12 protein-coding genes are annotated in these 16,392 nt (G+C 63.9%); 7 read left to right on the top strand and 5 right to left on the bottom strand.

Features of this window, described 5'->3' with window-relative positions; all coding sequences use genetic code 11:
* Entirely contained in the window at positions 1-2,706 is a 2,706-nt protein-coding gene (gene pepN, locus CVS48_RS26680) for an aminopeptidase N (protein WP_100857080.1), read from the bottom strand.
* 150 nt (positions 2,707-2,856) lie between these two features.
* Here pepN and CVS48_RS26675 point away from each other — a divergent pair, with 150 nt between their 5' ends.
* Positions 2,857-3,504 carry a DUF4136 domain-containing protein gene (locus CVS48_RS26675; protein WP_100857079.1) on the top strand — a complete coding sequence of 216 codons (648 nt, stop codon included), beginning with the start codon at positions 2,857-2,859 and terminating at the stop codon, positions 3,502-3,504.
* 87 nt (positions 3,505-3,591) lie between these two features.
* Here CVS48_RS26675 and CVS48_RS26670 read toward each other — a convergent pair whose 3' ends face one another.
* Entirely contained in the window at positions 3,592-3,975 is a 384-nt protein-coding gene (locus CVS48_RS26670; protein WP_100857078.1) for an H-NS histone family protein, read from the bottom strand.
* Positions 3,976-4,791: 816 nt separating this feature from the next.
* On the opposite strand from CVS48_RS26670, the gene tldD reads away from it, so the two are divergent.
* The 6 genes from tldD (at position 4,792) to glcF (ending at position 13,174) form a co-directional block, all read left to right on the top strand.
* Positions 4,792-6,252 (top strand): metalloprotease TldD, encoded by a 1,461-nt coding sequence (gene tldD / locus CVS48_RS26665; RefSeq protein WP_050445979.1) that lies wholly within the window; start codon positions 4,792-4,794, stop codon positions 6,250-6,252.
* Between the two features lie 277 nt (positions 6,253-6,529).
* Positions 6,530-7,603, top strand: coding sequence for a 3-deoxy-7-phosphoheptulonate synthase AroG (aroG, locus tag CVS48_RS26660; protein WP_100857077.1), 1,074 nt, complete (start codon positions 6,530-6,532; stop codon positions 7,601-7,603).
* A 139-nt stretch (positions 7,604-7,742) separates the two neighbouring features.
* Positions 7,743-9,152, top strand: a complete 1,410-nt coding sequence (locus tag CVS48_RS26655; RefSeq protein ID WP_100857875.1) for an FAD-binding oxidoreductase — start codon at positions 7,743-7,745, stop codon at positions 9,150-9,152.
* A 162-nt stretch (positions 9,153-9,314) separates the two neighbouring features.
* A complete protein-coding gene (locus CVS48_RS26650) occupies positions 9,315-10,814 on the top strand; it encodes an FAD-linked oxidase C-terminal domain-containing protein (RefSeq protein WP_100857076.1) in 1,500 nt (499 codons plus the stop codon).
* Between the two features lie 11 nt (positions 10,815-10,825).
* Positions 10,826-11,932 (top strand): glycolate oxidase subunit GlcE, encoded by a 1,107-nt coding sequence (gene glcE / locus CVS48_RS26645; protein WP_100857075.1) that lies wholly within the window; start codon positions 10,826-10,828, stop codon positions 11,930-11,932.
* 6 nt (positions 11,933-11,938) lie between these two features.
* Positions 11,939-13,174 (top strand): glycolate oxidase subunit GlcF, encoded by a 1,236-nt coding sequence (gene glcF / locus CVS48_RS26640; RefSeq protein WP_100857074.1) that lies wholly within the window; start codon positions 11,939-11,941, stop codon positions 13,172-13,174.
* A 77-nt stretch (positions 13,175-13,251) separates the two neighbouring features.
* Here the strand turns inward: glcF and CVS48_RS26635 are convergent, their stop codons facing one another.
* From CVS48_RS26635 to CVS48_RS26625, 3 genes are read right to left on the bottom strand one after another with little or no spacing between them, the layout of a single operon-like run.
* Positions 13,252-14,691, bottom strand: coding sequence for an NAD(P)(+) transhydrogenase (Re/Si-specific) subunit beta (locus CVS48_RS26635; protein WP_100857073.1), 1,440 nt, complete (start codon positions 14,689-14,691; stop codon positions 13,252-13,254).
* Positions 14,688-15,005 carry an NAD(P) transhydrogenase subunit alpha part 2 gene (locus CVS48_RS26630; protein ID WP_006224972.1) on the bottom strand — a complete coding sequence of 106 codons (318 nt, stop codon included), beginning with the start codon at positions 15,003-15,005 and terminating at the stop codon, positions 14,688-14,690. The genes CVS48_RS26635 and CVS48_RS26630 overlap by 4 nt, the downstream gene beginning before the upstream one ends.
* Before the next feature lie 2 nt (positions 15,006-15,007).
* Positions 15,008-16,126 carry a Re/Si-specific NAD(P)(+) transhydrogenase subunit alpha gene (locus CVS48_RS26625; protein ID WP_100857072.1) on the bottom strand — a complete coding sequence of 373 codons (1,119 nt, stop codon included), beginning with the start codon at positions 16,124-16,126 and terminating at the stop codon, positions 15,008-15,010.
* Positions 16,127-16,392: the final 266 nt, after the last annotated feature.

Raw genomic sequence — 16,392 nt, 5'->3', positions numbered from 1 at the left:
CTATGCTGCGAATTCTAAAGCCTTGGATACGATTTCCTGCACGTTGCGCGACAGCCCCTCGTGGGCGCGTACCTGTTGCAAGGCGGCCTGCATGGGCGCGCGCAGGGCGGGCACAAAGCGCGACCAGTTGTCCAGCGCGCGCCCCAGCCGGGCCGCGATTTCGGGGTTGAGCGCATCCAGCGCCAACACCTGCTCGGCCCAGAATGCATAGCCCGAGCCGTCCGGGTGGTGCATGCCGCGCGCGTTGTTCAGGCAGAACTGGAAAATCAGCGCGCGGGCGCGGTTTGGGTTGCGCAGCGTGAAGGCGGGGTGCGTCATGAGCTCGCGCGCGGTATGCACCGTGGTCGAGCGCGCGGCGGCCTGCAAGGCGAACCACTTGTCGACCACCAGCGGGTTGTCGCGCCACTTGTCGTAGAACGCCGCCAGCGCTTCCTGCGGGAAGTCGCCCTGGCCGTAGTTGATCAGGGCGGACAGCGCGGCCATGCTGTCGGTCATGTTGCCGGCGCGTTCGTACTGCTGTTCGGCCAGGCGCTGGGCGTCGTGCTCGCCGGCGGCCAGCAGATGGCTAAGCGCCAGGTTCTTCAGCGCGCGCATGCCGGCGGGCACCGGCGCGGGGCTGTATTCGCCCGGCGTCTGGTTCTGTTCGAAAGCCAGGCGGAACTCGGCGGCCAGTTGGCGGCCCAGTTCAGCGCGCAGGAAGTCGCGGGCCACGGCCAGTGCGGGCGGGTCCACGGCGTGCATGCGCTCGGCCAGCGTCTTCTCGGACGGCAGGGCCAGCGCGCGGGCGCGGTAGGCGGCGTCGATGGCCGGGTCGGTCAGCAGCGCGCGCCAGGCGTTGATGAAGGCGGCGTCGGCGTGCAGGGTACGACCCGCCTGGCGGGCTTCGGCCAAGGCCAGAATCTGGCGCGTGGCCAATTCCTGACCGGCTTCCCAGCGGGCGAAGGGGTTGGTGTCGTGCGCGGACAGCAGCGCCAGTTCTTCGTCGGTCCAGTCGTAGTCGACAATGACCGGGGCCGAGAAATCGCGCAGCAACGACGGCACGGGGCGCTCGCCGATGTCTTCGAACACCCATTGCTGGCTGGGTGTGGTCAGCTCCAGCAGCGCGGTTTCCTGGACGGCGCCGTCGTGGCGCAGGGGCAGGGCGCGGCCATCCTGGTCCAGCAGGCCGATCGCGAACGGGATGTGGTACGGCGCCTTGACGTAATCGGCGCCGGCTTTTCTCTCGACGCCCACCGGCAGGCATTCCTGGGTCAACGTGACCGTGCAGCGGCGCGTGGCGGCGTCATGTTCAAGCTTGACGGCCACTCGCGGCGTGCCGGCCTGGCGATACCAGCGGCGGAAGACGGACAAGTCGCGGCCGGGGTGTTGGCGGACATACACCGATTCCATGGCGTCGACGAAGTCGTCGCAGGTGACGGCCTGGCCGTCGTGGCGGCGGAAGTACTCGTCCATGCCGGCGCGGAAGCCTTCCTCGCCCAGCAGCGTGTGCTGCATGCGGATGACTTCGGCGCCTTTTTCATACACGGTTGCCGTGTAGAAGTTGCCGATTTCCTGGTAGCTCTCGGGGCGGATGGGGTGGGCCATGGGGCCGGCGTCTTCGGGGAACTGGGCGGCGCGCAGCGCCACCACGTCGTCGATACGCTTGACCGCGCGCGCGCTGGCCGCCGCGGCGGCATCCATGTCGTGCGCCATCATGTCGGCGCTGAATTCCTGGTCGCGGAAAACCGTCAGGCCTTCCTTCAGGCTCAATTGGAACCAGTCGCGGCAGGTGACGCGGTTGCCGGTCCAGTTGTGGAAGTATTCGTGGCCGATCACGGATTCGATGCCTTCGTAATTGGCATCCGTGGCGCTGTCGGCGTCGGCCAGCACATAGGCGGCGTTGAAGATGTTCAAGCCCTTGTTTTCCATCGCGCCCATATTGAAGTCATGGACGGCGACGATCATGAAGCGGTCCAGATCCAGTTCCAGGCCGAAGCGGGTTTCATCCCAGCGCAGGGCGCGGACCAGCGAATCCAGCGCCCATTCGGTCTTGGTTTCGGAACCCGGGTCGCTATAGACCTGAAGCAGCACGTCGCGGCCGCTGGCCGTCTTGACGGTGGTTTCACGGTGCGTCAGGTTGCCGGCAACCAATGCGAACAGATAGCAGGGCTTGGGGAACGGGTCTTCCCATTCCACTTCATTGCGGCCGTCGGGCAATTGGCGTGACGCCATGAGGTTGCCGTTGGACAGCAGTACCGGGTATTGCGGCTGGGCGCGCAGCGTGACGCGATACCGCGACATCACGTCAGGGCGGTCGGCAAACCACGTAATGCGGCGAAAGCCCTCGGCTTCGCACTGGGTGAAGAAATTGCCGCCCGATACGTACAGGCCCATCAGCGTGGAATTGGCGGACGGCTTGCAGCGGCTGATGATCTCGACGGTGGCGTCGGCCGGCAGCCCGTAAATGGCCAGATTCTGCTCGGACAGGTGATAGCTGTCTGCCGTGAGCGCGGCCCCATTGACGCCTACCGACACGAGTTCCAGGTCTTCTCCATCCAGGATCAAGGCCGCGTCGGCGCTGGCGCCAGGTTTGCGTTGCACGTGCATCGTGCAGCGCACCTCGGTGGCGTCAGGCGCCAGGTCGAAGGCCAAAGCGACTTCGGGAATGTCGTAGGGGTAGGGCTGGTAATCCTTGCGATAAACGGTAATGGGCGTGTCGGTGCGCATGGAGTTGCAGTCCTGGTTGAACGAGGGGTCTATTGTAGTAGGTGGGCGCGATGCGTCGTCTGGGGCTTGCGGGCTACGGCAAACTTTTTGCAATGCCCCCAGTCAAAGCTCAGTATGATGGCGCCGTCGTGCGCAACAGGAGTCGCAAAAATGTTCCAAATGTCATTGTTCAGTGTGGGCCGTTGGACTGGATTATTGGCTTTGGCGGGGGCGCTGACGTTGACGGGTTGCGCCGCGCCCACCGTGTCGGCGCGCGTCACCTCATTTCAGCAATGGCCCACCGGCGTGGAAGGGCAGACTTATCAGTTTGTGGCCGCGGACCCCAACCAGCTCAATAATCTGGAATATCAGTCTTACCAGGACATGGTGCGCGCCGGCATCGGTGCGACCGGCTTGGTTGAAGCGCAGCCGGGTGCCAAAGGGCGCTTCGATGTGTCCTTCACTTACGGCACGAGCCAGACGCAGGTCATGGTGCGCCGGGCCTACGATCCCTACTTCTACGGCGGCTATGGCTATGGCGGCTACGGGGGCTTTTATGGGGCGCGCCCATGGGGCCCAGGTTTTGGTTACTGGGGCCCTGAGTGGGTGGATGTGCCCATGGCGGTGCAACGCAACGCGCTCAGCCTGAAGATCCGCGATACCCAGCGTGGGGGCGCCGAGGTTTATCGGTCCACCGCCTTCATACTGAGCCAGGGTGATGATTTCATGCGCACCATGCCGTATCTGGTGCGTGCGATATTCGACAATTTCCCGGGAAATAATGGGGCGGAACGTGAGATCGAGTTCCCGCTGAGGTAAGCGCGGGGCCGTCCCAAAGGCAAGATTCAAAAATAAATCGGCGCACCAATTTGGTGCGCCGATTTATTTCTTACTACGGAATAGGTTTTATTCTTTGATAAGAAAACTGTCGCGGGTGGCGCCGGAAGCTTCTTCGGCTGCGAGCCAGCGCGGTGCTTTACCGCGACCGCTCCAGGTTTCGCCAGTTTGCGGATGGCGGTACTTGGGCGCGACTGCGCGCTTGGGGGCGGTTGCCGGGCGGGCAGCCGCGCCAGCCTTGCGTCGGCCACCAGGAGCCACGCGGGCGGGCTTGCCGGTGCCGTAAGCCGCAATGATCTCTTCCGGGGTAATGTCGTATTCGCGCATGGACGTGATGATGGAGCTGATCACGGGCTTGCGGCGCTTCGTTTGAAGGACTTCCGCCTTCTTTTGAAGCTTGTTGATTTCCTTCTCGATCTTTGCTTGCAGTGCTGCGTATGTTTCTCGGGCCATGGTTTATTCCTGATTATGGAACTGCTTTAATCGCCGGCGGAGTTATGTTTATTTGTTGTGCTTCGCATAATACATAAGTTACGGCTTGACTTCTCTATTTTCGACCTAATTACTTTGTATCAAAAGGGCCGCAAAGCCTGTGGGTATGCGGCCGAGCACCAGAAGCAAGATTTGGGAAGGATATTCCTAAATTTGGGATGGTTTGAAACAAATGGCAGGTTGGTTCACAAGGCGGACGAATGCGGCAAACAATGCCCACCAAGGCCCTGTTTTGTTTCAAATGGCGAGCAAATCCAAGTGTATGACCGGTCACACCGATCCATTTTCGGATGGGTGGGGCATCCATTTAACGGCCCGAGTTCAAGCTTCTTTTCAGATCGTCGTCAGGAGCCGGGCCGGGTTCTTGAATTGCCTTGGCGAATCGGCGCTATGCATTTTGGCATTGCGCATTTCTCGGATTGATATAGCCGCAAAAGTCAGCGCCTGGATCGCCTCTTTGTATTTTCAACCGTGCTTGTATGACGACTTTCGAAAATTGGCTTTTCTTGTAGGCCAAGGCAGGTTGCCAAGGGAAAAATCGAGGTGGTGAGGGAGCCACGTTGTTATGAGGCGGAACAATATTTGGTTGTAATTGCTTAACTTGATACTCACTCTTGCGCCGCCATCTACTGCACTTCCCAATAATGTCCACGCGGGCGCCGCTTGATTCGTGACGCGGGCGGGACGCCGGACCCCGGTCGGCGGTACGATACGGTCTTGCGCATCCATGCAAAGCGCGCGCGCTCATGCCGCGCCGATGCCCCCTGAATAGAGCCTATGAAAATCACTGATCCCGCTATTGCTTCCCTTGCCACCGCCAAATCGCTACTGCTGGACCCTTGGGGCCTGACCGAAGCGGACATGGCTCGCGCGCTGGGTGAGATCTTCACCCACAAGGTCGATTACGCCGATCTGTACTTCCAGTACACGCGCAGCGAGGGCTGGAGCCTGGAAGAGGGCATCGTCAAGACCGGCAGCTTTTCGATCAGCCAGGGCGTGGGTGTGCGTGCCGTGAGCGGCGAGAAAACCGCTTTCGCCTACTCTGATTCCCTGTCCGCCGACGCGCTGCTGTCTTCGGCGCATGCCGTGCGCGGCATTGCGCGGCGCGGGGCGGGCAAGGTCAAGGTGGCCGCGCAGGTCGAGGCCGAAATGGGCCGCAGCCTGTACGCTGACATCGACCCCGTGGCCACCTTGAGCGCGCCGGAAAAGGTGGCGCTGCTGGAACGTATCGAGCGCATGGCGCGTGCGCAAGACCCGCACGTGATTCAGGTGATGGCGGGCTTGGGCGCTGAATACGATGTGGTGCTGGTGGCGGGCAGCGATGGCCGCCTGGCCGCGGATGTGCGCCCGCTGGTGCGCCTGTCGCTGACCGTGATCGCCGAACGCAATGGCCGCCGCGAGATGGGTCACGCCGGGGGCGGCGGACGCCTGGGGCTGGCGTACTTCACCGACGAAATGCTGCAAGGCTATGTGGAACGCGCCGTGCACGAAGCCATGGTGAACCTGGAAGCGCGTCCCGCGCCCGCCGGCGAGATGACGGTGGTGCTGGGGTCGGGCTGGCCGGGCATCCTGCTGCACGAGGCGGTGGGCCACGGGCTTGAGGGCGACTTCAACCGCAAGGGTTCCAGCGTGTTTTCCGGCCGCATTGGTGAACGCGTCGCCTCCAAGGGCGTGACCGTCGTGGACGACGGCACCTTGCCGGACCGCCGTGGCTCGCTCAACATCGACGACGAGGGCAACGCCACCCAGCGCAACGTGCTGATCGAAGACGGCATCTTGCGCGGCTACATGCAAGACACGTTGAACGCCCGCCTGATGAAGACCGCCGCGACCGGCAACGGCCGCCGTGAATCCTTCGCGCATCTGCCGATGCCCCGCATGACCAATACGTACATGCTGGCCGGCGACAAGCCTGCTGAAGAAATCGTGTCGTCCGTCAAGCGCGGCCTGTACGCCGTCAATTTCGGTGGTGGCCAGGTTGACATCACCAGCGGCAAGTTCGTGTTCTCGGCATCCGAGGCCTACATGATCGAAGACGGCAAGGTGACCTACCCTGTCAAGGGCGCCACGCTGATCGGCAACGGCCCTGACGCCATGACCCGCGTCACCATGATCGGCAACGACCTGCAGCTGGATTCGGGCGTGGGCACCTGCGGCAAGGACGGCCAAAGCGTGCCGGTGGGCGTGGGCATGCCGACCGTGCGCATGGAAGGCCTGACCGTGGGCGGCACCGCCTGATCGTAAAACGGGGCCGCCACATTCGATTGAAAACGATGTGACGGCCCAAAAAAATTGTGCTAGAGTCGTTTCCCATGAAATTCGCGTCCCCCGCCTTTTACTTTTATTTTTATAAGTTTCTGAAGCCGCTGGCGGAGGAAGGGACGCGCTCAATCTGAAGTTTGGAAAGAATCCCCCCAAAAAAGCCGCCAGCGAACTGGCGGCTTTTTTTGTGCCGCCGGGATCGGAATAGACCGATCGGATTGAACCCGTTGGCGGGCAACCCAGGAGCAGTACCGTGTCACACAATACCGACGACCTTCGCATCCGAGAAATCAAGGAACTGAATCCGCCCGCGCACGTGATGCGTGAGTTCGCGTGCACCAAGGAGGCGTCCGATACCGTGTTCGCCGCCCGTCAGGGCATGCACCGCATCCTGCACGGCATGGATGACCGCATGATCGTCGTGATCGGGCCGTGCTCGATCCACGACACCCGTGCCGCCATTGAATATGCGAAGCGTCTGAAGCCGGTGCGTGACCGCCTGAGCGCCGACCTTGAAATCGTGATGCGCGTGTATTTCGAAAAGCCGCGCACCACGGTGGGCTGGAAGGGCCTGATCAACGATCCGGACCTGGACGGCAGCTTCGACATCAACAAGGGCGTGCGCGTGGCCCGCGAACTGCTGCTGGACATCAACAGCATGGGCTTGCCGGCGGGCTGCGAGTTCCTGGACATGATTACGCCGCAGTACATCGCGGATCTGGTCTCCTGGGGGGCGATCGGGGCGCGCACGACGGAAAGCCAGGTGCACCGCGAGCTGGCATCTGGCTTGTCGTGTCCGGTGGGGTTCAAGAATGGCACGGACGGCAATGTGAAGATCGCGGTTGACGCGATCAAGGCCGCCTCGCAGCCGCACCATTTTTTGTCGGTGACCAAGGGCGGGCATTCCGCCATTGTGTCGACGGCGGGCAATGAAGACTGTCACGTGATCCTGCGCGGCGGCAAGACGCCGAACTACGACGCGGCCAGCGTGGACGCAGCGTGCCATGACGTGTCCAAGGCGGGCCTGGCGCAACGCATCATGGTCGACGCCAGCCACGCCAACAGCAGCAAAGACCCTGAAAACCAGCCCCGCGTCATCGACGATGTGGCGCGCCAGATGGAAGCGGGCGACGCCCGGCTGGTGGGCGTCATGGTGGAAAGCCACCTGTTGGGCGGGCGCCAGGACATGGTGCCCGGCAAGCCCCTGGTCTACGGCCAGAGCATTACCGATGGCTGCATTGATTGGGATGCGTCGGTTGCCGTGCTGGAACGCCTGGCGCAAGCCGTGCGCGAGCGCCGCCGCGTTGCGCTGACGTCGGGCAAGTAAGCGGGACACGCCGCAAACCGTCTTCCTGGGGCGGTTTGCGGTGCAGCATGCGTAGCGGCGTAGAATATTTGGGTTGACGAACCTTGCGACCCGCGCGAACCCTCGCGCATTCCGCGAAATCCCCGAGAACACGCTGATCATGAACGCTCCCTTGCACGCTGAAACGTTGCGCCGTCCGGTGCCTGCCGCCTGTCTGGATGCCTTGCGCGCGCGCTTTGGCGACCGCCTGTCCGAGTCCGCCGCCGTCCGTGAACATCACGGCCGCGACGAATCGCCGTATCCCGCCATGCTGCCTGACGCCGTGGTCTTCGCCCACAGCACCGAAGACGTGGCCGCGGTTGCCAAGCTGTGCAACGAACATCGCGTTCCCTTGATTCCCTATGGCGCCGGCTCGTCGCTGGAAGGCCATATCCTGGCGATCCAGGGCGGCATCAGCCTGGACCTTTCCCAGATGAACCAGGTGTTGGCCATCAACGCCGAAGACCTGACCGCCACGGTGCAGGCAGGCGTGCTGCGCAAGCAGCTCAATGAAGAAATTCGCAGCACCGGTTTGTTTTTCCCGATTGATCCGGGCGCCGACGCCAGCTTGGGCGGCATGGCGGCCACCCGCGCTTCGGGCACCAATGCCGTGCGCTACGGCACCATGCGCGAAAACGTCATGTCGCTGACCGTGGTGACGGCCGATGGGCGCATCGTCCGCACGGCGGGCCGGGCGCGCAAATCGTCCGCGGGCTACGACCTGACGCGCATCTTCGTGGGTAGCGAAGGCACGCTGGGCATCATTACCGAAGTCACCGTTCGCCTGTATCCGCAGCCTGAAGCCGTGTCGGCCGCGGTCTGCAACTTTGAGACGCTGGATGACGCCGTGCAAAGCGTCATCGAAATCATCCAGATGGGCGTGCCGGTGGCGCGCGTGGAGTTCATGGACGCGGCCAGCGTGCGGTCGGTGAACCAGTACAGCAAGCTGAGCCTGCGCGAAACGCCGCTGCTGGTGTTTGAATTCCATGGCAGCCCGGCCGGCGTGCAAGAGCAAGCCGAAACCGTGCAAGCCATTACCGCCGAACATGGCGGCATGGACTTCGAATGGGCCGAACGCCCCGAAGACCGCAGCCGCCTGTGGACGGCGCGCCACAACGCCTACTTTGCCGGCCTGCAATTGCGGCCCGGCTGCCGCGCCAGCACCACCGACGTGTGCGTGCCGATCTCGCGCCTGGCCGACTGCGTGCGCGACACCGTCGAAGAGTTGGAGCGCGCCAGCTTCCCGTACACCATCGTTGGCCACGTTGGCGACGGCAATTTCCATGTGCTGATGTTGTTGGACGCCGACAATCCGAAGGAATGGGAAGAGTCGGAAACGATTAACCATAACCTCGTGCGCCGCGCCATCGCCGCTGACGGCACCTGCACGGGCGAACACGGCGTGGGCTTGCACAAGATGCAGTTCATGGCGGAAGAACATGGCGACGATGCGCTTGAACTGATGCGCAGCCTGAAGCATGCGTTTGACCCGAACAACATCTTGAACCCGGGCAAGATCGTGTCCTGGTAAACCCCTCGACGCGCCATCAAGCCGACGCCTTTGCCGTCGGCTTTTTTTGCGCCGGATAGGCGCGAAATTACTGCTAGTTACGTATCCGGCGAGGCGCTTATCCCATGGATGCGGGTAAATCCCGGAATGTGTTCATAGTGCGCTCGCGCTATTGTTGCGCTCATGAATTCACTGGTCGAAACCGGCCTGGCACAAGTGCAGGCGCCTTATTCCTTGCAGCAGCTCATCGAGGCGTTGTCGGCCGCGTTGCCCGCGCACTGCGTCTTGTTCCGCGAGGAAGATACTCGCCCCTACGAATGCGACGGCCTGTCGCTGTATCGCGCGCTGCCGGCCGTTGTTGCCCTGCCTGAAACCGAAGAACACGTGCAAGCCGTCATGCGGATCTGCAAGCGTTTGAACGCGCCCGTGGTGGCGCGTGGCGCGGGCACGGGTTTGTCGGGCGGCGCCATGCCGCACAGCCAGGGCGTGCTGCTGGGGCTGTCCAAATTCAACCGCATCAAGCATATCGATTTGGCCAGCGCCACGGCGGTCGTGCAGCCCGGCGTGCGCAACCTGGCCATTTCCGAAGCGGCGGCGCCCTATGGTTTGTATTACGCGCCGGACCCGTCCAGCCAGATCGCCTGTTCCATCGGCGGCAATGTGGCTGAAAACTCCGGCGGCGTGCACTGCCTGAAGTACGGCCTGACCGTGCACAACGTGCTGCGTGTGCGGGTCGTCACGATTGATGGCGACATCGTTGAACTGGGTTCCGAAGCGCCCGATGCGCCGGGGCTGGATCTGCTGTCGGTCTTCATCGGTTCCGAAGGCATGTTGGGCGTGGTCACCGAAGTGACCGTGAAGCTGATTCCCAAGCCCGCGTGCGCGCAGGTTGTGATGGCCAGTTTTTCCAGCGTCGAGGCGGCGGGCAATGCCGTCACGCAGGTGATCGCGGCGGGCATGATTCCCGCCGGCCTGGAAATGATGGACCGCCGCGCCACGCACATGGTGGAACCCTTCGTACGCGCGGGCTACGACATGGACGCGCAAGCCATTCTGCTGTGCGAGTCCGACGGCACGCCCGACGAAGTGGCGCATGAGATCGCGCGGATGGAAGCGGTGTTCCGCGATGCCGGCGCCACACGTTGCCAGGTGTCCACGTCGGAAGCCGAACGCCTGAAGTTCTGGGCAGGCCGCAAGAATGCGTTTCCGGCGGCGGGGCGCGTGTCGCCCGATTACTACTGCATGGATGGCACGATTCCGCGTCGCCATCTGGCGCGCGTGCTGGGCGCCATCGAACAGATGGAAGACGAATTCGGCCTGCGCTGCGCCAACGTGTTCCACGCGGGCGACGGCAATCTGCACCCGCTGATTCTGTTTGATTCGAACAAGCCGGACGAGGTGGAGCGCGCGGAAAAATTCGGCGCGGCCATTCTTGAGCTGTGCGTGCAGGTAGGAGGCACCGTGACCGGAGAGCACGGTGTGGGTATGGAGAAAATAAATCAAATGTGCGTGCAATTCTCTCGCGAAGAACTCGACGCGTTCCTGGCGGTCAAGCGGGCGTTCGACCCGCCGTGCCTGCTGAATCCTGAAAAAGTCATTCCCACGCTGGCCCGTTGCGCCGAATACGGCAAGATGCACGTCCATGCGGGTGAGTTGCGGTTCCCCGATCTCGCTCGTTTCTAGGACGTATCCCTATGGATTTTGTCCTGTCGGAATTGTGCGACCAGGTCATGACGGCCCGTGCCGGCCACAAACCGCTGTTTGTGATGGGCGGCGGCAGCAAAGCGTTCTACGGCAACTACCGGCCGGTCACGCCGCAAGATGGTCACTGCCTGTTGGATATGACGCCGTATCGCGGCATCGTCAGCTATCACCCGTCCGAGCTGGTGGTGACGGTGCGCGCGGGAACGCCCTTGGCCGAACTGGAAGCGGCGCTGGCCGAGAACGGACAGATGCTGGCCTTTGAACCGCCGCACTTCGCGGATACCGCGACGGTGGGCGGATGCGTGGCGTCGGGCCTGTCCGGCCCGCGCCGCATGAGCGCCGGCGCGCTGCGTGATTTTGTACTGGGCACGCGGCTGCTGGATTCAGAAGGGCGGATGCTGTCGTTCGGCGGTGAAGTCATGAAGAACGTTGCGGGCTACGATGTGTCGCGCCTGTTGGCCGGATCGCACGGCATCTTCGGCGCCATTCTGGATGTGTCGTTGAAGGTGGTGCCCCGCCCCATGGAAGAGCTGACCTTGGTGCTGCCCGCCACGCAGGCGCAGGCCTTGGCCAGCTTTGCGTTATGGCGTGGCAAGCCCTTGCCGATCTCCGCCACCAGTTGGACAGGCGGTGATGACAATGCCGAGGGCGCCATGCACGTGCGCCTGTCGGGCGCCCCGCCGGCAATCGCCAGCGCACGGCGCGTCGTGGGAGGAGACCCGTTGGCGCCAGATGTGGCCGATGCGTGGTGGCGGTCCCTGCGCGAGCAGAACCATGAATTTTTTCATCCGGACCGCCCCTTGTGGCGTCTTGCCTTGCCACCCACCGCCGCTGTGCTGGGCCTGGGCCAGACCCTGATTGAATGGGGCGGTGGGCAGCGTTGGCTGTCCGGCCAGCACGACGCGGCCACGCTGCGCGAGACCGCCGCGAGGATGGGCGGGCACGCCACCTTGTTCCGTCTTGGCAACTCCAAGCCGCCGGTTGACGGCGTCTTCCATCCCCTGGCGCCTGGCGTTGCGCTGATCACGCGCCGGCTCAAGCAGGAGCTTGACCCGTCCAGCCTGTTCAACCCCGGCCGCCTGGTTCTGGAGCTATAGCCCGTCATGCAAACCAACCTGGCATCCTGGGCCCGCGACACCGACTTGGGCAACGAGGCCGACGCCATTCTGCGTCGGTGCGTGCATTGCGGCTTCTGCACGGCCACCTGTCCCACGTATCAGGTGCTGGGCGACGAACTCGACAGCCCGCGCGGGCGCATTTATTTGATCAAGCAGGTGCTGGAGGGCGCGCCGCCCACGCAATCCACGCAACTGCATCTGGACCGCTGCCTGACCTGCCGCAATTGCGAAACCACTTGCCCGTCGGGGGTGGAGTACGGGCACTTGATTGATATCGGCCGCAAAATCGTCGACGAGCGCGTACCGCGTTCCTGGGCCGACAGGACCAAGCGCAATCTGCTGCGCCGAGCCATGTTGTCGCCGCTGTTCGCGCCCGCGATGCGGGTGGGGCAGGCGATGCGTGGACTGTTGCCCGATGCGCTCAAGCGCAAGGTGCCCGAGCGCCGTGATGCGGGCGTGTTGCCCCAGGTTGCGGGGCACGCGCGGCAAGTGCTGATGCTGGCCGGTTGCGTGCAGCCGGCCATGATGCCCACGATTGATGCCGCCACCATCCGGGTGCTGGACGCAGTGGGTATCGGTGCGCGCATTGCGCCGGGCGCGGGGTGCTGCGGCGCGGTCAGTTTCCATCTGGATGCGCAAGAGGCGGCGCTGGCGCAGATGCGCGGCAACATCGACGCGTGGTGGCCGCTGGTGCAAGACGGCGCGGTCGAAGCCATCGTCATGAATGCGTCCGGCTGCGGCGCGATGGTGAAGGAATACGCGCATCACTTGAAGCATGATCCCGCCTACGCGCAGAAGGCGGCGGATATCGTCGCGCTGGTCAAGGACGTGGCCGAGATCGTGGCGCCGCATGCCGCGCAACTGCGCGCGCGCTTGCCTGATGGCGTGCGTGCCGCCTTTCATCCGCCGTGCACGCTGCAACACTGGCAGGGCTTGCGGCCCTTGTCCGAGCAACTGCTGGTGGACTTGGGATTCAACCTGCAGCCCTTCGCCGACCCGCATCTGTGCTGCGGATCGGCGGGGGCGTATTCCGTGTTGAACCCGGAGATCGCGCTGGAACTGCGCGACCGCAAACTGGGCGCTATTGCTGCCGGTGGGCCAGACGTGATCCTGTCGGCCAACATCGGCTGCATCGGCCATCTGCAAAGCGGCACCGACACGCCGGTGCGGCATTGGGTGGAAGTGGTGGACGAGCAGTTGCGCCAAGTGGCTGCGACGTAGGGGCGGACCGTGCTGCCTGCCACGAATGCCTGTGGTCAGGCATTCGTGGACCTCTTGGGCTTGGGGCAATCAGCGGTCTATTCGACCGCTTTCACCATGTCTTCCAGCACTTTCTTCGCGTCGCCGAACACCATCATCGTGCGGTCCATGTAGAACAATTCGTTGTCCAGGCCGGCGTATCCCGAGGCCATGGAGCGCTTGTTCACGATCACGGTGCGCGCCTTGTAGGCCTCAAGAATGGGCATGCCGGCAATGGGCGACTTGGGGTCGTTCTTGGCGGCGGGGTTGACCACGTCGTTGGCGCCCAGCACCAGCACCACGTCGGTCTGCGCGAACTCGCTGTTGATGTCTTCCATTTCGAAGACCTGGTCGTAGGGTACTTCCGCTTCGGCCAGCAGCACGTTCATGTGGCCCGGCATGCGGCCGGCGACGGGGTGTATCGCGTACTTGACTGTCACGCCGCGCTCGGTGAGCTTGGTCGCCAGTTCTTTCAGCGCGTGCTGCGCGCGTGCCACGGCCAGGCCGTAGCCCGGCACGATGGTGACGCTTTCAGCGTTGCTCATGAGGAAGGCCGCATCATCCGCGCTGCCCGACTTGACGCTGCGCTGCTGCGCCGCGCCCGCATCCGCCGCGCCGCTCGCCTGCCCGCCGAAGCCGCCCAGTATCACGTTGAAGAACGAACGGTTCATCGCCTTGCACATGATGTAGGACAGGATGGCGCCAGACGACCCCACCAGCGAGCCGGCAATGATCAGCATCGGGTTGTTGAGCGAAAAACCGATGCCGGCCGCCGCCCAGCCCGAGTAGCTGTTCAGCATCGACACCACCACCGGCATGTCGGCGCCGCCGATCGGAATGATGATCAGCACGCCCAGCACGAAGGCGATCAGCGTCATGATGATGAAGGGCGTCCATTCCTGCGTCAGCATGAACCACACGCCGCAGCCTAGCATCACGAGCGCCAGCGCCAGGTTCAGCATGTGCTGGCCGGAAAAGACGACGGGCGCGCCTTGGAACAGCCGGAACTTGTACTTGCCCGACAGCTTGCCGAACGCGATGACCGAACCCGAGAACGTGATGGCGCCCACGAACGTGCCGATGAAGAGCTCGAAGCGGTTGCCGGTGGGAATCAGCATGCCGGCCGGCACGATGCCGAACGCATGCGGTTCGGCCACCACCGCCACCGCGATGGCCACCGCCGCCAGGCCGATCATGCTGTGCATGAAGGCAACCAGTTCGGGCATCTTCGTCATCTCGACGCGGCGCGCCATCAAGGTGCCGATGGAGCCGCCCACCAGCAGGCCCAGCACGACCCAGCCCAGGCCGATGGTGGCGGTGCCCTCGCGCGCCAGGCCGATGATGAGCGCCGCCGTGGTCAGCACCGCGATCGCCATGCCGGCCATGCCGAAGGCGTTGCCCAGCCGCGATGTGGTCGGATGCGACAGCCCCTTCAGCGCCTGGATGAAGCAGATCGAGGCGATCAGATAAAGCAGGGTGACCAGATTCAGCGAGATCATTTCGCTTCCTCCTTGCCCGGCTTGCGGTCTTTTTTCTTGAACATTTCCAGCATGCGCCGCGTGACGAGAAAGCCGCCAAAAACGTTCACCGCGGCAAGCGCGACCGCGAACACGCCCATGCCGCGCGCCAGCCCGCCTTCGGTCAGCGCGGCCGCCAGCATGGCGCCCACGATGATGATGGCCGAGATGGCGTTGGTGACCGCCATCAGCGGTGTATGCAAGGCGGGTGTGACATTCCAGACGACGTGATAGCCGACATAGATGGCCAACACGAAGATGATGAGGTTCATCAGGGTGGGGTTGATCGCTTCCATGTTCAAGTCCTCCGCGCCACATTGCCGCCTTCGCATACCAGGCAGGCCACCACGATTTCATCGTCGCGCTGGATCGCCAGCGCGCCGTCCGCATTGATGATGAGCTTCAGGAAGTCCATGACGTTGCGCGCATAGAGCGCGGACGCGTCGGTGGCGACCAGGCCCGGCAGGTTGGTCAGGCCGATGATCGTCACGCCATGCTTTTCAACGATCTGGCCTTTTTCGGACAGCGGGCAATTGCCGCCGCGCTCAACGGCCAGGTCGACCAGCACCGAGCCGGGCCGCATGGCGGCAACGGTGTCGGCGGACACCAGGGTCGGCGCGGGGCGGCCGGGGATCAGCGCGGTGGTGATGACGATGTCGGCCTGCTTGCAGCGTTCAGACACGAGCGCTGCCTGACGCGCCATCCACCCGGGAGGCATGGCGCGCGCATAGCCGCCCTTGCCTTCGGCAATTTCGCGTTCCTCGTCGGTCTCGAAAGGCACGTCGATGAACTTGGCGCCCAGCGACTCAACCTGTTCCCGCGCGGCGGGGCGTACGTCGGACGCTTCGACCACCGCGCCCAGCCGCTTGGCCGTGGCGATGGCCTGCAACCCGGCGACCCCGGTGCCCAGCACGACGGCGCGCGCGGCTTTCAGGGTGCCGGCCGCGGTCATCATCATGGGAATCAGCCGGCCGTAGTGGTGCGCGGCCAGCAGCACGGCCTTGTAGCCGGCCAGGTTGGCCTGCGAAGACAGCACATCAAGGCTTTGCGCGCGCGTGATGCGGGGGGCTGCCTCCAGGGCGAAGCCGGTAAGCCCCGTGGCGGCCATGTGTTCAATGCCTTCGGCGTCGAACGGGTCGAGCATGCCGATGACGACGGCGCCCGGTTTCATGTGGGGCAATTCGGTGGGGGAGGGGGCGCGAACCTTCAGGACGAGTTCCGCGCCCAGGGCATCCTGGGCGGAACCGAGCGTGGCGCCCGCGGCCTCATAGGCGTCGTCCGGATAGCGGGCGGCGGCGCCTGCCCCACGCTCCACGACAACGGTGTGTTTGCCGCCCAGGTACTTCTTGACGGTCTCCGGTGTTGCTGCGACACGGGTTTCCCCGTCTCGGGTCTCTTTTGGTATCCCGATGTGCATCGACGCCTCTCCTCAGCAGGTTCGCCGTAGTTATACACGCTAATCCTGCCCCCACGCCGCGCTCATTGCATTCGCTTGCTGCCCCCCGAGGGGGCTGGCCCGCCTTGGGGCGGCCCGAGGGTGTGTGCCCCCACGCCGCGCTCATTGCATTCGCTTGCTGCCCCCCGAGGGGGCTGGCCCGCCTTGGGGCGGCCCGAGGGTGTGTGCCCCCACGCTGCGCTCATTGCATTCGCTTGCTGCCCCCCAAGGAGGCTAGCCCGCCTTGG

It is taken from the genome of Achromobacter spanius, from assembly GCF_002812705.1.
In the GTDB taxonomy this organism is placed as follows: Bacteria; Pseudomonadota; Gammaproteobacteria; order Burkholderiales; family Burkholderiaceae_B; genus Achromobacter; species Achromobacter spanius.
Note: the sequence above shows the minus strand (reverse complement) of the source record. Positions and strands in the feature narration are given on the sequence as shown.

Coding starts and splice junctions, on each gene's coding strand:
- pepN (WP_100857080.1), bottom strand. CDS start 2,706: ATGCGCACCGACACGCCCATTACCGTTTATCGCAAGGATTACCAGCCC.
- CVS48_RS26655 (WP_100857875.1), top strand. CDS start 7,743: ATGAACGCTCCCTTGCACGCTGAAACGTTGCGCCGTCCGGTGCCTGCC.
- CVS48_RS26630 (WP_006224972.1), bottom strand. CDS start 15,005: ATGGAAGCGATCAACCCCACCCTGATGAACCTCATCATCTTCGTGTTG.
- CVS48_RS26675 (WP_100857079.1), top strand. CDS start 2,857: ATGTTCCAAATGTCATTGTTCAGTGTGGGCCGTTGGACTGGATTATTG.
- glcE (WP_100857075.1), top strand. CDS start 10,826: ATGGATTTTGTCCTGTCGGAATTGTGCGACCAGGTCATGACGGCCCGT.
- CVS48_RS26635 (WP_100857073.1), bottom strand. CDS start 14,691: ATGATCTCGCTGAATCTGGTCACCCTGCTTTATCTGATCGCCTCGATC.
- CVS48_RS26650 (WP_100857076.1), top strand. CDS start 9,315: ATGAATTCACTGGTCGAAACCGGCCTGGCACAAGTGCAGGCGCCTTAT.
- CVS48_RS26625 (WP_100857072.1), bottom strand. CDS start 16,126: ATGCACATCGGGATACCAAAAGAGACCCGAGACGGGGAAACCCGTGTC.
- glcF (WP_100857074.1), top strand. CDS start 11,939: ATGCAAACCAACCTGGCATCCTGGGCCCGCGACACCGACTTGGGCAAC.
- tldD (WP_050445979.1), top strand. CDS start 4,792: ATGAAAATCACTGATCCCGCTATTGCTTCCCTTGCCACCGCCAAATCG.
- CVS48_RS26670 (WP_100857078.1), bottom strand. CDS start 3,975: ATGGCCCGAGAAACATACGCAGCACTGCAAGCAAAGATCGAGAAGGAA.